This is a genomic window from Kitasatospora sp. NPDC088351 (genome assembly GCF_040685575.1).
GTDB lineage: Bacteria > Actinomycetota > Actinomycetes > Streptomycetales > Streptomycetaceae > Kitasatospora.
Window position 1 is genome coordinate 1 of sequence record NZ_JBFBIL010000011.1, and the last position, 14306, is coordinate 14306.

Genomic DNA, 14306 nt, shown 5'->3' on the forward strand with positions numbered 1-14306 from the left:
TTCACCAAGAAGCAGTAGCCGACCGAACCCCCGCAGCCAGCAGCCCTCTCCCCAACCTCAACTCGAAACGGACATCAACTCTCGAACCGCCCTCTGAACAAGAAGACCGGGGGGTCGACGGACGCCAGCCTCCTGGGGGCGTGGGAGACGGGACGCAAGCGGACCGGCCTGAAGAATCGACGGGGCCTGTGCGAGCTCTACGAGCTGTCGGCGGACATCCTGTTCGCGCACCAGGACGACCGGGAGGCGGCCAGTGCCCTCGACGAGAGTGGCACCACGGAGGTCACCCGGCTCCTGACCCGCTACAGCGACCTGATCGAGGCGATGGTCGAGGTGGCGTCCGGGGCCCGTGAGCAGTTGGTGGTGACCGGCAGCCGTAGTCGGGAGCAGCCGTACCTGACCGCGATCGAGTCGGCGGTGGAGCAGCGTCCGGACCTCGTGCACTACCGGGTGCTGTACGGGCCGCCGAGGCACGCCGCGCTGGCGGTGCACCTGCTGCGGCTGCTGGAGCTGCGTGACCCGCGGGAGAGGCGCAACGGGGTACGCACCCTGCAGATCGGTCTGGTGGAGCCGCCGGACGCGATGGAGAGGTTCTTCGTGGCCTCGGAGTCGGCGGCGGTCGTGCCGATGCCGTCCTTCCACGGTGCGGACGGGTTCGACTGCGGCATCCTGCTGGGACGCGAAGCCGCGTCGGGCCTGGTCCAGCACGGACGGGAGGCGTGCGCCTCGGCACGGCCGCTGGAGACGATGGACGCTGTGCGTGCCCTGGCGGTGCGCCCCGGCGGAACGACGCTGCAAGGGGAGAGATGACGGACGACGGACTGGTGGCACGGGCCGCCGAGCAGACGGCCTCGGTCACGGCGTTGGCGCAGGAGCTGATCCGGCTGCCCAGCCGGGCGGGCGTGGACGACTACGGTCCCGTGCTCGCGGTTCTGGAGCGCTGGCTGGGCGCGCGTGACCTGCCGCACCGCCGCCTTCACGATGAACGGGGCGATCTGGTGGGCCTGCTTGTGGAGATCGAAGGCGGGCGGCCTGGACGGTGGTGGGTCCTCGACGCGTGCGTGGATACCGCTTCGTTCGGCGACGAGGACGCCTGGAGCTTCGCGCCGACGTCCGGTGAGATCCGTGATGGTTTCCTGCTTGGTAGGGGATCGGCCGACTCCAAGCTGCCGGCCGCCGTGTTCTGCCACATCGCCGCCGATCTGCAGGCCCGGGCCGCCGACTTGCACGGTGGACTCGCCGTGCTGCTGGACGTTGACGAGCACACCGGCGGCTTCGGTGGAGCCCGGGCCTATCTCGCAGACCCGCGGGCCGTCCGCCCGGCCGGCGTGATGATCGGCTACCCGGGCATGGAGGAGGTCGTCGTCGGTGGCCGCGGCCTGTGGCGGGCCCGGATCACCGTGCACGCCCCCTCCGGGCACTCCGGCTCCAGCCGCACCGTCGTCGGCGCGGTTTCCCGCGCCGCGCGCCTGGTCCAGCTCCTCGACGACGCCGAGCTGCCCCCTGGTCCGCTCGGCGGCGTCGGCTTCCCGCTCCGCCCGAAGCTGACCGTCACCGCGATCGAGGGAGGTCAAGGCTTCAGTGTCAGCCCCGACCGCTGCGACCTGAACGTCGACATCCGCACCACACCCGCCTTCGACGGCACGGACGCAGAGTCCCTGGTGCGCAAGGCCTGCGCCGAACTCGATGCCGCGTTCCCGGTCCCCGAACCCACCCAGGTCACCACCATCGCCTGCTGGCCTCCCTTCCAGCTGCGCCCCGACGAGGAGCCCGCAGCGGCGCTGTTGCAGGCGGCCCGCGCGGTCGGCCTACAGGTGCGGCCCAAGGTGGCGGGCCCGTCGAACATCGGCAACCTCCTCGCCGGTGAGGGAATCCCGGCGACGGCAGGGTTCGGTCTCCCGTACATCGGGCTGCACGGAACCGACGAGCGGGCGCACCTTGCCGAGCTCCCGCTTGTCCACGCCGCCTACCACCGCGCCGTCCTGGCACTCCTGAGCGCCTCCTGACCTGCCTACCTCCCACTTCCGTACCGGATTCGTCCGAACGGGAGTCCCGGAAAGTCCCCAACTTCTTCTCTGGTAAGGCGAATCCGCCTGCGATGTGATGAGGGAGTCCGAGAAGCCGTCCGGTGGATGAGCGTCGAGCGGTCCTCGGACTGACCCCGTGCGCCGAGTGGCGATGACGCCGACCGTTGCAGGATTCATCCCTGACTGACAGTCACGATGCCTAGGCTCAGGGTGCGTTTTTGGGGGTGGGTCTGAGCAGTGGCCGATCCGGGCCGTTGGCGGCGGGCCAGCCATGCGGTACGACAGGAAGAAGGGTTCTCCATGACCGATGTGACCGTTGATCCGGATCACGCAATGAAGCTGCGTGAACAGGCCGTCGATGCCCTCATCGCGGATGGAACGATCACCTCGCCTCAGGTCGAGGTGGTGCTGCGGAAGGTGCCCCGGCACCTCTTCGTGCCTGAAGCGAGCCTGGAACAGGCATACAGCCCGTACAACGCCGTGATCACCAAGCGCGACAAATACGGCATTGACATGAGTTCGGTGTCCGCGCCACAGATCCAGGCGATGATGCTTCAGCAGGCGGAGATCGGCCCCGGCATGAAGGTGGTCGAGGTCGGAAGTGGTGGGCTGAACGCCGCCTACCTGGCCGAGCTGGTCGGCGAGGCCGGCGAGGTCGTCTCCGTGGACATCGACCCGGAGGTGGTCGCCCGCGCCAGGCATCTGCTCGCTGCGAACGGCTATCCGCAGGTGAAGGTGGTCCTTGGCGACGCCGACGAAGGCTTCCGGGCGCACCTGTCGTCCGAGGCGGACGCCATCCTGGTCACCGCCGGCGCGTGGGACATCTCCTGGGCATGGTTCGAGCAACTGGCGGAGGGCGGAAGGCTGGTGGTGCCGCTGCGGATGCGGGGCCTGACCCGGTCGGTGGCGCTCAGGAGGGTCGGCGGCCATCTGGTCAGCTCCTCCGCGCTGATCTGCGGCTTCGTGCCGATGCAAGGCGTCGCAGCGCACCAGGAGCGGTTGCTGCTGGTGCGTGGCACGGACGAGATCGGGCTCCGGTTCGACGACGGCCTGCCCGCAGACCCGAGCCTGCTCGACAACGCGGTGACCACGCCGCGTACCGAGATCTGGACCGGGGTGGAGGTCGGGCGCACGGAGCCGATCGACACGCTGCAGCTGTACCTGGCCACGCTGCTGCCCGGGTTCTGCATCATGGCCGTCGACGCCGAGCTGGACACCGGGTTGGTCGCGCCGAACAACCGGTCGTTCGCGCTGGCCGCGGTGGAAGGTGGCAACTTCGCCTACCTGACCACGCGCCGCACTCCGGACGACAAGTCCGTCGAGTACGGCGTCCACGCCTTCGGCCCCGCAGGTCCGGCGTTCGCCGACACGGTGCGCGAGCACGTGCGCGCATGGGCTCGGGAGCACCGCGGCGGCCCTGGCCCGCACATCGCCGTCTACCCGGCCGGAACCCCCGACGACCAGCTGCCCGGCGGGCGGGTCATCGATAAGAAGGACAGCAGGATCACGATCTCCTGGCCCCCGGCCGCGACCGCCGCCGAGGACCAGGTTGCCCAGCACCACTCCACTGATGGGACAGGAGAGTGATCGCGATGAACAGCATGCTCACGGCGGGCGACGCCACGGCGCCGGCACAGGGGCCGGACACCGAGGTCGACGACTACATGCTCGACGTGCGGGTCGTCGTCGCCGCGCACCCGAACGGCAAGCTCATGTGCAGCACCGGCGACGGCTGCGGCTCGACCTGCCAGAACTCCTCGGCCTGCAACTCCTACATTGACGACCCGGCCTGACGGGACGCCGATCCGGCGCCGGTGTGCCGGGTGGAGTACCCGCCCGGTACACCAGCGCCACCCGTACGTCTGCGGATCCTGGGGAGGGATTCAGTGGCACCAAAGGCACCGATGGCGTACCAGTGGCGGGGTGGGGCCGTGCTGAGGGTCAGCACCGACCCGGGCGGCCTCGCGATCCCGCCCGATCTGGACCTGACCGGGCCCGGCGGGGAGCGGGAACGGGCGTGGCTGGCCGAGGTATGGCAGCGGGCGGAGGTTCGCGATGCCCTCGCCGTGGCCAGTCCCGTACTGGTCCAGCAGGTCACCGGGATACTGGGCGGCGGGCAGTGTGATCAGCGACGGCTTCGCAAGATCATGCTCTCGGTCACCTCGTACCTGCTGCGCTGGCAGCGGCCGACGCCGTTCGGACTGTTCGCCGGCGTGGCACCGGTGTCGGTCGGAGCGGTCCCGCTGGCTGAGTGGGGGGACAAGCACCAGGCGACGGTGCGGGCGGACGCCGAGTGGCTGGCCGAGATCGTAACCCGGCTGCAGCGCTGCCCCGAACTGCTGGAGCGTCTGCCGGTGGTCGCCGACGACAGCGCCCAGGTACGCGGGAAGCGCGTGGTCGCGCCCGGTCCGCCCGTAGACGGGCATGCCCTGCTCATGGCACCCGTCGAGGTGTCGGTGCGTCGCAGTACGCCGGTCGCGGCAGCCCTCGACGTGGCCCGGTCACCCATTCGATTCGGTGAGTTGTATGCCCTGCTCGCCTCTCGGGCCCTGGCGGCCGACGCCGGGCGCATCCGGGCGATGCTCACCGGTCTGCTGGAGCAGCATCTGCTGGTGAGCAGTCTGTGGGCTCCGATGACTTCGGTGGACGCGCTCGGCCACGTGTGTGCCGAGCTCCACGCTGCTGGGGCCAGGGAAGTGCCGGCCGTCGCGGCCCTGGTGGACGAGTTGGCGGCGATCCACCGCCTGCTCACAGTCCCCGCCCCCGCGGCGGAGTGGCCGCAGCGGGGCCAGCTGGTGGAGCGGATGCGGGCGCTGGCCGGCGTCGCGCCGGTGCCGCTCGTCGTCGACACCGCTGTGGACTGCGAGGTCCGCTTCCCCCCGGCGGTGATCCGCGAGGTGGAGGAGGCGGTGGCGGTCGTGCACCGGTTGACGCCCTACCCGTTCGGGTACCCGGCCTGGCGCGACTACCACAGCGGCTTCCGGGCCCGGTACGGCGCGGGAGCGGTCGTCCGAGTGCCGGACACGGTCGCCGCGCAGCTGTCGTTCGCGCCGAGGCGTCGACGCAATGAGAACGTCGCGCGTACCGCCCAGCTGTTGGAGCACGTGATTCCGCTGGCAGAGCATCGGGCACCGGGCGAGGGGGTGATCGCGCTCGCGGACCTGGCGGTCACCGCGGACGCCCGCTGCTTCCACCTGGTGCAGCTGTCCACCGGTCGCCGGGTCGAGCCGCGGGTCCTGCACGCGTTGGAGGCGGGCGTCCACACCCCGCCGATGGCGCGGTTTCTCGCCGAGATCACCACTGCGCGCTCGGCTGTCTACAAGGGCTTTGACTTCGGTGCCGCCGCCCGCCTGCCCTACCTTCCCCGGGTCCGGCACGGGCGCACCGTCGTGTTCCAGGCCCGCTGGCTCCTGACGGCGGGTGACCTTCCCGCCCGCACCGCGCCAGAACGGGAGTGGCAAGCGACATTGCAGCGGTGGCGCGAGCGGCTGCGGGTCCCCGAGCGCATCGCGCTGGTGGAGCACGACCAGCGGCTCCCGCTGGACCTGACCCACCCCGTTCACAGGGCTCTGCTGCGCTCGCGCCTCGATGGCACCGGCCGCGTCGAGCTGCGCGAGACCTCAGCCCCGCAGGACATGGCATGGATCGGCCGCGCCCACGAGGTTCTCCTGCCCCTGGTTCTTCATCAGCCCGCCCAGTTCGGGCCTCCGCCCCGCACAGATCCCGTTCGGGTCGCCGCAGGCGCCGGGCACCTTCCTGGGCGCTCCCGTGTCTTGCACGCCCGGCTCCATGGCCACCCGGGTCGTTTCGACGAGCTGCTGACCGAGCATCTGCCCGATCTGCTCAACGCGCTCGGCGACGGGCAGCGGTGGTGGTTCAAGCGCCACCGCGAGATGGCCCGTCCCGACTCCGACCAGTACCTTGCCCTCTACCTGCACCTGCCCAGCCCCGACGCCTACGGCCAGGCGGCGGAAAAGCTCCACGACTGGGCCGAACAGTTACGTCGGCAGCGGTTGCTCGCGCGCTTGCTGCTCGTCGACTACGAGCCGCAGGAAGGCCGCTACGGGCATGGCGCGACGATGGACGCCGCCCATGCGGTGTTCGCCGCCGACTCCCTCTCCGCCGTTGCCCAGATCCGTGCCGCCGCCGCGGCAGGAATCCCCGCGCAGGCACTGACCGCAGCCAGCCTCCTCGACCTGACCACCCACCTCACGGGCTCGCCCGAGCAGGCGAGGACGTGGCTGATCGGTCGGCTGCCCCGCCACCGCGGCCGCGTCGACCGCGCCCTTCACGACCACGCCCTGGCCCTGGCCGATCGGCAGGGCGCCCACCACACGCTGCGCGCCCTGCCGGGCGGAACCGACATCGCCGCCGCCTGGCAACAGCGCGCCACCGCCCTCACCGACTACCGTCGGCTCCTGGCCGCCCAACGCGACCCGCTCACGGTCGCGCGCTCGCTGCTTCACGGGCATCACGTGCGGGCACTCGGCGTCGACCCCGACATCGAACGCCTCATCGGCCACCTCGCCCGATCCGCCGCCCTGCGGCACAGCGCCATCCATCGGGAGGCCCGGTGACCGTGAACGCGCAGAGGCCATCGAGCGCGGCCGAGGCCGCCGACTTGCTGACCGCCCGTCTCACCGCGCTCGAACCCCCGCCCCCGGACGAGCCGTGGCGCGCGCACTCGCTCGCCGAAGGTGCCACCGGCACCGCGCTGCTTCACATCGAACGGGCCCGCGCCGGCCACGGCAGCTGGCCACTGGCCCACACCTGGGTCACCGCAGCGGCCGGCAGTGCTGTCAGTGCCGCCGACAACACCGGACTGTTCCTCGGCCTACCTGCGGTCGCCTTCCTCCTCGACGCCGCGGCCGGCGAATCCGGCCGCTACCGCGACGCCCGCGCCACTCTCGACCGGCACCTCGCCGACCTTGCCCACCGCCGCGTCCGCACCGCCATGGACCGCATTCGCAGTGGCAGGCCCGCGATCTTCCACGAGTACGACACCTTTTTCGGCCTGACCGGTATCGGGGCCTGCCTGCTGCGCACCGACCCGGGCGGCAGCGCCCTCGAACAGGTACTGCGCTACCTCATCGCGCTCACCCGACCCTTGCTGATCAGCGGTCAGCGGGTGCCGGGCTGGTGGGTGTCCCACGATCCCCGCCGCCGCCCCCACCCAGCGGGCCACGCCAACGTCGGCGCGGCACACGGCATCACCGGCCCGCTGATGCTGCTCGGCCAGGCCGCGCGTCACGGCATCGCCGTCGACGGCCAGTACGAGGCCATCGCCGCCATCTGCTCGTGGCTGGACACCTGGCGTCAGGACAACGGCGCCGGACCGTGGTGGCCCGAGCACCTCACCTTGGAGGCGCTGCGTACCGGCCGCCCCGACCACCCGGGGCCAGGCCGTCCGGGCTGGTGCTACGGCACCCCCGGCATCGCGCGCGCCGGGCAGATCGCCGCCATCGCCCTCGCCGAACCTGCCCGGCAACGGGCCTACGAAGACGCCTTCCACCAGTGCCTCAGTGACCCGGCACAGACTGTCCGGCTCACCGGGGCCGGACTGTGCCACGGCTGGGCGGGCGTCTACCAGAGCGCGTGGCGCACCGCCCAGGACGCCACAACCACCGAACTGGCAACGCGACTGCCTTCCCTGGCCGAGATTCTCCTCCGCCACGCCATCTCCGGCACCCGCCGGGTCCCCGGGTTTCTCGACGGGGACGCCGGTACCGCCCTCGCCCTGACCACCGCCGCCCGCAACGCCGCACCGATCTCCGGATGGGACGCATGCCTGCTGATCACCTGACCCGGCCCGGTATCCAGGCCACCCCGGTGGTCCAGACCGAGCGCGCCGTCCTGGACGTGCTGGCCGGCACCCCCCTCCTCGACGCCGCCGCCCGTGTCCACTTGGCCCCCAGCGTCCTGGACGACGCCGTCGACCGCTATCGGTGCGCGGGCCGGCAAGCCCTCCGCGAGCATGCCGGTCCCACTGACTGGTGGCAGGTGCTCATCGAGTTCACTGACTGGCACACCGCCGAGGCCACCGCGGCCCGCCACCTCCACCCGCTGCTCGCCGACGTGGCCGCCGGCGGCGAAGGGTGGTGGTTCATCCGCAAGCACCCCTGCTGGCGGATCCGGCTCCGGGCCGACAGCACGGTGAAGACGGCGGTGGGCGCCGCCCTCGACCGGCTCGTTGCCGACGGACACCTGCGCGGCTGGCGGACCGGCCGCTACGAGCCGGAAACCGCCGCGTTCGGCGGCCCCACCGCGATGGAAGTTGCGCACCAACTGTTCGGCGCCGACAGCCGCCGCATCCTGGACCTCGCCGACCGGGGCGAAGTCCCGCTCGGGCGCCGGGAGCTGTCCGTGCTGCTGTGCACCGCGCTGCTTCGCGGCGCCCGCCTGGAGTGGTACGAGCAGGGCGACGTATGGGACCGAGTCTGCCAGGAACGCCCGCTGCCTACGGAACCGGCCGGACGGCTCGACCAGACGGCGACCGCCCTGCGGACTCTGCTCCTCGCCGACACCGACATCAAGGGCCCGCTGTTCGGAGCCGCCGGCCCGCTCGTCTTCGCCACTGACTGGGCCTGTGCCTTCCACCAGGCGGGCGACGCCCTGGGCACAGCCGCGTTGGCCGGTGCCCTCGGGCGGGGCCTGCGCCACGTCCTCAGCTACCACGTCATCTTCCACTGGAACCGCCTCGGCCTGCCCACCCCAGTCCAGGCCGTTCTCGCCCACGCCGCCCGCACCGCCGTCCTCGACCCGCCCACGCTCACCGCCTCCACCTCGGCGGTGAGCACGCCGTGAGCTTGAGCGACGGTGCTGGGGTCGGCTCTGCGCGCTCGCCCCTGGCCGGCTTGCGGTGCGACAGGGCGGTGCCTGCCGGATGCCTGCACCGCACCGCAACGGGCCGCTGCCGCTTCCTACGGGTTGTGAACCCGCGGCCCGTCGTGTTGTTGGCCTGTTTGTCCCTCTTCGAGGCGGGGCCGGGGCAGTACGGTCTGGAGGAGACCGCACGGCAATCGTCCTCCGCACGAAGGAGCCTGTGTGATCACCCAACGCTATGGCGATCTGGAACTGCACTACACCACGAGCGTTCGGACGGCCTGGCCGACATCGATCATCCCCAGAGCGGAAGGTGCGAGCAGCCACCCCCGGATCCTCGTCGGTCACGTGGGGCAGAGCGGTTGGTGGCCCGCGGGGTTCCAGTTCTCGAACGGGACGAACCTCGCGGACGCGGGGTCGCTGTTGCTGCGGGACGTCTCCGCCGACCGGAGCCTGATACAACCGTGCGTGAGGTGGGAACGGATCGGTGATCTCCCGAGGGTTGTCAGCGGTCCCGGGGCCGTGGATGAACTGTCCTCCGCGGTCTGGCGGCCGATACCTCCGCCGGGATACGTCGCCCTGAGCGACTGCGCCTCCGTTTCCACGCCCCCGCTGGAGACCGGTGTGTGCATCAGGCAGGTGCACAACGGACGGCGCTACGCGCGTCAGGGCGAGGTCGGCGAGCAGCTGTTCGACGGCGCCGGGACGCGGTTGTGGTCGGTGGTGACTCCGCCGTACCCGGACGGGGACCTCGACGAACGCCTGTTCCTGCCCGTGGGCGGGTTCACCGCCGTGCGCGTCGCCGGGCGGCCCAACCCCACTCCCACGACCTGGATCCTCGACCTGCCCGCCGTCGTGCAACGCGCACCCGGCCCCGGCATCCCGGTCCTGACGTCGCCCGCCAGGCCGCCGGCGCAGACGAGGGTGACCGACCGCACCGTGACCGTGCCCTACGTCCTGGTCAACGACCCCAACCGCACCGCGGCCTGGCAGATCCAGAACTCGCCGTTCTACCGGATCCGCCGCCACCGGATCTTCGATCTCGTCCTCTTCCGCGACAACCGCGCCGGAACCGTGGCCCAGCCGGAGTCGCAGACGATCACCACGGGGGTCACCCGGGAGGCGGGCTTCTCCTTCAGCGTGGCCACGGGCATCACCGTGGGCGCGTCGGTCGGTGTGGAGGCGTCCGCCAAACCGTTCGGCATGGGCGCCAGTGTGACCACCACCGCCTCCGTCTCCGCCTCCATCGAACTGGGCTACGAAACCCGCCGCAACGTGTCGACCATGGCCGAGGAGAGCAAGGAACGCGGGCTCATCATTCCGCCGCGCAGCACCGGCTGTCTGTGGATGGAGCAGCACGAACTCGTGCCCGTCCGCGCCAATGGCGAAACCCTCAGCGCCCAGGCGTCCCTCGGGTTCCGTACGGACTACTACGTGACCGGCGAGTTCCCCGGCGGATCGGGCGTCATCCCCTTCACCAGCGACGCCTCCGGCGAGCGCATCCCGCTGCCTGCCCGGCACCTGCTTCCCGACCGTCCCCGGGCGGCTGCCGACACGCTGCCGCCGGACACCACGGCAGCCAACGGCGAACCGGCCGAAGAACAGTAGACAAGACCGTCCGACCAGGACGAGGACATCAGGTCGACGGCGTGCCCTCCGGCAGGTGGCACGCCGGTTCTCCTGGCCAACCCGTCCTCGCGCACCCGCAGCGGCCCGGCGATCCGCTCGGCCTCCCCGCGCAACCGCTCCGCCTCTCTGCGGCACGCGGCCTCTCGCTCCCGCAGCAGCACGAGCACCTCGTCGCCCCCCGCACCCGGTTCTTGCCGTCCGCTACGAAGCGACCGTGCTGGTCGCAGCCATCAACGAGTGGCTGTGACCAGCACTTCGAAAAACGCCCTGGTAGTTGACGGGAGGATAGCCCTGGCCGGCCGCGTAGGGGTACCAGATCTGGTTGCTGCCGTTCCAGCAGTCCCACTGCCGAATGCGGACAGGCCGCCAGTTTGCCTACCTGCCAGGCGACCTGCCGCCCAGCGGCGCGGTGTACCACTACGTCGGCCTGTGGCGGGGTGACGGTACCGGCCGGACCGTCCAAGACCTGCCGGCGCAGCAGGCCATGGAGGTTCTGCCCCCGTTTCCGGCAGTACGCCCGGTCAGCCGACGGCAGCGAGGATCGGCGCCCAGGTGGCACCGGTGAGTACGGCCACCGCCTGCTGCTCGGAGAGCGGGGGCGCGGCGCGGGTCGGCTTCGGTGTATCGGCGCCAGCGCCACCGCCGGTGCTGTTCCACTGCACCATCTGAAGCTGCGCGCCGGTCGACTTCAGGGTCACCGTGATCGTCCAGCGACGGGCGGTGTCGGCACGGGCCGGGTGCTCGGCCGCGTTCTGCTCCGACATCACCAGGGCCCCGCCCGGAATCTCGGCGCTGCTCGGCAGCTCGCGCAGCGTGCAGGTGTCAGCTGCGTCGCGCTTGGGCTTCCACTTGCAGCTCAGCCCGTCGCCGTCCCTGAGCGGCAGTTTGAGCCGCACGGCCGAGATGCCGACGTAGGCGGCCCCTTGCCCGTCGTCGAGGACCAGACCGGCGTTGGCGACGGCCCCGCCGGACGGATCCGAGGGGTTGTTGCTCTGTCCGGTGACCTCGCTGAACCGGCCCCCGGGGAACGTCATCTCCAGAGCCTGGATCATCTGGGTGTCGGTGATAGCGGACCGGGGCGCCGCCTGCGCCGCCGGCTCGAGGTCGGAACCTGCGGGGCGGATCCCGGCGAGCACACCGGGGAGCATCAGGCCGGCTGCCGCGATCACGGCGCAGGCACCGACCCCGGCGACGACGCCGGCGGCGCGCCGACGCCGACGGCTCCGCCCGCGCTTGACGGCTCCGCCCAGGAGCGCGGTGAGATCGGGTTCGAGGGAGTCGGTCGTGCGGTCCAGGGCATGTGCGAGGTCTGCTTCGAACGGCATGCTGGCGTCACCTTTTCTGTCAACGATGGGGGCTCTGTGGCGGCTCTGACCCGCGCGCACCGGTGCTCAGTGCGGAACCAGGTCGGACAGGCTGTCGCCGAGCAGCGCACGCACCCTGGCGAGTGCACGGGTGCCCTGGGAGCGGACCGCACTGCTGCTCAGCCTGAGCATCCGGGCGGTCTCCTCGATGCTGCGGTCCTCCCAGTAGCGCAGCAGCAGCACCGCCCGGTCACGGGGCGGCAGTTGGCCGAGCGCGTCCAGCAGGGTGAGCCGCAGCGCGGTGTCCGGGCCGGACGCCGCACCGTCGGGCATGGTCCCGGTGGGGCGCTCGCCGGTGCTGCGCCGACGCCGCAGGCTGAGGAAGGTGCGGACCAGAACCGTCTGGGCGTAGGCCACCGGGTTGTCCGCACCGGCCACCCGCTTCCAGTGCACGTACACCCGGCTGAGGGTCTCCTGGACCAGGTCCTCGGCAAGGTGCGTGTCGCCGGCCGCGAGGACGTACGCCGAGCGGTACAGCGCCTTCGCCCTCGCGGCCACGAACTCCAGATACTCGTCCTCCTGTGCTGATTTCACTCGGTCCCCGCCTGTTCCCTTGTTCGGTGATCCCCGTGCATACCCCTCATGACTACGTGAGGCGTCAGGATGTCGCGCGGGCGGGCACTTTCTCTTCCACCGCTGCCGCGTCACCAGCGCTCCGCGGGGGCCGGAGGCGCGACGCCCGGCCCGACGGGGGCCGACCGCGGTGCGTTGTCGGTACCTCTCACGTCTTCGCCGACACGGGGTGCCGGTAAGAACTCAGCGACCGGGCGTCGTCTCCCGGGTGGCCGTAGCCGGTACGGGGTCTGCGGGCTCGGCCCTGGTGTGGTTGCGTACCAGCAGGCAGGCAAGTGCTCCGGCCAGGACCACGGTGATCGGGAGGATCGCGGTGACGTGCATCGTGGCGATGAACGCGTCGGCGTACGTCTTGCCGGTGGCCAGCTCGGCAGCCAGTCGGCCCTGTGGCAGAGCACCGACCGTCGCCGCGCCGATGACGGAGCCGATCTGACGGATCGTGTTGTCGATGCCTGAGGCGGCGCCGGCCAGCCGGGGTTCGACGTTCCGCATTGCCTCGGTGGACATCGGAGCGACCACGCGGCCGATTCCCAGGCCCGTGACCACGGTCGCCGGGATGAACGCGTACCAGGGGGTGGCCACCGCGGGTCGGTGCCGGGATGGAGATGTGCTTACGACCCGTTCCGGGCTGCCGGGGGAGCCGGCGACACCGCAGGTGTCCCCGCCGGGGCCGCTCCTCCGATCCATCCCTGGCCCGAGAGCAGTGGACAACTGCCTAGGGCGTCCTCACCTGCGCATCATCCGGGCCCGTACGAACAGGACGACGCAGGTGATGCCCGCGATCAGGCACACCATGATTCCGATGGCGAGCAGAAACATCTGGGTGTCGCTGAGGCCGGGTATGCGGCGCACGTAGGTGATGTCGTGGGGGTCGGTGATCACCTTGTCCGGGCGGCTCGCGATGAAGAGGATCATGGCGACGACCGCGGCCAGGCATGCCGCGCCTGCGGCCAGCAGCCGGCCGCCCGCCTTCTGCTCCCACTCATTGCCGGTGAGCCGGGTCGCATGCGGGCACCGGCTGAGCACCGCGAGGCCCAACTCGCCGTGCCGTTCGGCCAGTCCGTCCACCCGGACCCGCCTGCCGTCGGCCGAGCGGAGCACGCACCGGTACCCGATGCCCAGTTGCCGGGCGAGCCCGCTGTCCCGGTCGGCGGTCCGGATGGCGATCGTGGCGACCTGGTCCCAGGCGAAGACCGTCGGCCCCTGCCGGGAGCCGTGGACCAGGCCGTGCTCGCGCACCTCGAAGTACTCCGCCGATCCGCCACGTACTGCCCGGAGGGCCTGAGTCACCGCGATGTAGACCCCGGCCAGGCCGAGGCCGATGAGTATGCCTACCGCCTTGTTGGCACCGACCGACGCGTCATCGCCGGTAGCGAGCATTCCCCATAGGCCCAAGCAGCCGACCGGGACGCCGATACCCAGTGCCCAGGAGGCATTCACCCATCGCTTGCCGTTGGCCACCGGATGCCTGCTGACAACGGGGCCGAGTTCGTCGAACGCGCGCGCCTTGTCGATCACCGGACAAGTTCAGGACCTTCTTGCAGCCTCCTCAAGGTTCAATCTCCTGAACCGACTTGAGGGCAGGTCAATCACCTTCTCGTGCTCGTGGTGGGGCTGCTCGGCGTGGCGCAGGGTGGTGTGCGCGGCCGGCCCGGACCGGACCGGCCGCGCACGAGCGGCGTGGCTACGTCCGGTCGGTCGTCGGAGTGACCGTGACGGTGTGGCCGGGATCGGCGACGGAGGTTGCGATCCGCAGCGTGAAGGCGCCGCTTTCGGTCGCCCAGCCGTGTGCGTTGCTGTCGCAGTGCTGGAACGCCCGCGGAGCGGTCCCGCCCTGCACGCGCAGCCGCGTCGCGCGCGAAACGCTCACGCGCTGACGGGGAGCGCCCGG

The 14306-nt window shown here is 71.3% G+C and carries 13 protein-coding genes; 8 read left to right on the forward strand and 5 right to left on the reverse strand.

Annotated features, from left to right (window positions below; translation table 11 throughout):
• Positions 1-324: 324 nt before the first annotated feature.
• The 8 genes from AB0P06_RS11180 (at position 325) to AB0P06_RS11215 (ending at position 10457) form a co-directional block, all read left to right on the forward strand.
• Positions 325-810 carry a hypothetical protein gene (locus AB0P06_RS11180; protein ID WP_363606814.1) on the forward strand — a complete coding sequence of 162 codons (486 nt, stop codon included), beginning with the start codon at positions 325-327 and terminating at the stop codon, positions 808-810.
• The gene (locus AB0P06_RS11185; protein WP_363606816.1) at positions 807-2006 is read left to right on the forward strand and encodes a M20/M25/M40 family metallo-hydrolase; all 1200 of its coding nucleotides are present in this window, start codon (positions 807-809) and stop codon (positions 2004-2006) included. The genes AB0P06_RS11180 and AB0P06_RS11185 overlap by 4 nt, the downstream gene beginning before the upstream one ends.
• A gap of 321 nt (positions 2007-2327) precedes the next feature.
• A complete protein-coding gene (gene fxlM, locus AB0P06_RS11190; RefSeq protein ID WP_363607014.1) occupies positions 2328-3614 on the forward strand; it encodes a methyltransferase, FxLD system in 1287 nt (428 codons plus the stop codon).
• 14 nt (positions 3615-3628) lie between these two features.
• Positions 3629-3820 (forward strand): FxLD family lanthipeptide, encoded by a 192-nt coding sequence (locus AB0P06_RS11195; RefSeq protein WP_363607015.1) that lies wholly within the window; start codon positions 3629-3631, stop codon positions 3818-3820.
• Positions 3821-3913: 93 nt separating this feature from the next.
• On the forward strand, positions 3914-6604 hold the full coding sequence (locus AB0P06_RS11200; protein ID WP_363606818.1) for a lantibiotic dehydratase: 2691 nt from the start codon (positions 3914-3916) through the stop codon (positions 6602-6604).
• Positions 6601-7830 carry a lanthionine synthetase C family protein gene (locus AB0P06_RS11205; protein WP_363606820.1) on the forward strand — a complete coding sequence of 410 codons (1230 nt, stop codon included), beginning with the start codon at positions 6601-6603 and terminating at the stop codon, positions 7828-7830. The genes AB0P06_RS11200 and AB0P06_RS11205 overlap by 4 nt, the downstream gene beginning before the upstream one ends.
• On the forward strand, positions 7812-8831 hold the full coding sequence (locus AB0P06_RS11210) for a thiopeptide-type bacteriocin biosynthesis protein (RefSeq protein WP_363606822.1): 1020 nt from the start codon (positions 7812-7814) through the stop codon (positions 8829-8831). Before AB0P06_RS11205 ends, AB0P06_RS11210 begins: the two co-directional genes overlap by 19 nt.
• A gap of 240 nt (positions 8832-9071) precedes the next feature.
• Positions 9072-10457 (forward strand): hypothetical protein, encoded by a 1386-nt coding sequence (locus tag AB0P06_RS11215; protein WP_363606824.1) that lies wholly within the window; start codon positions 9072-9074, stop codon positions 10455-10457.
• 542 nt (positions 10458-10999) lie between these two features.
• Here the strand turns inward: AB0P06_RS11215 and AB0P06_RS11220 are convergent.
• From AB0P06_RS11220 to AB0P06_RS11240, 5 genes are all read right to left on the reverse strand, one after another.
• A complete protein-coding gene (locus AB0P06_RS11220; RefSeq protein ID WP_363606826.1) occupies positions 11000-11803 on the reverse strand; it encodes a hypothetical protein in 804 nt (267 codons plus the stop codon).
• A 66-nt stretch (positions 11804-11869) separates the two neighbouring features.
• A complete protein-coding gene (locus tag AB0P06_RS11225; RefSeq protein ID WP_363606828.1) occupies positions 11870-12376 on the reverse strand; it encodes a SigE family RNA polymerase sigma factor in 507 nt (168 codons plus the stop codon).
• Between the two features lie 222 nt (positions 12377-12598).
• Complete coding sequence (locus tag AB0P06_RS11230; protein ID WP_363606830.1) at positions 12599-12997, reverse strand: hypothetical protein; 399 nt, start codon at positions 12995-12997, stop codon at positions 12599-12601.
• Between the two features lie 144 nt (positions 12998-13141).
• On the reverse strand, positions 13142-13933 hold the full coding sequence (locus tag AB0P06_RS11235) for a hypothetical protein (RefSeq protein WP_363606832.1): 792 nt from the start codon (positions 13931-13933) through the stop codon (positions 13142-13144).
• A gap of 166 nt (positions 13934-14099) precedes the next feature.
• Positions 14100-14285 (reverse strand): hypothetical protein, encoded by a 186-nt coding sequence (locus tag AB0P06_RS11240; RefSeq protein WP_363606833.1) that lies wholly within the window; start codon positions 14283-14285, stop codon positions 14100-14102.
• Between the last annotated feature and the right edge of the window lie 21 nt (positions 14286-14306).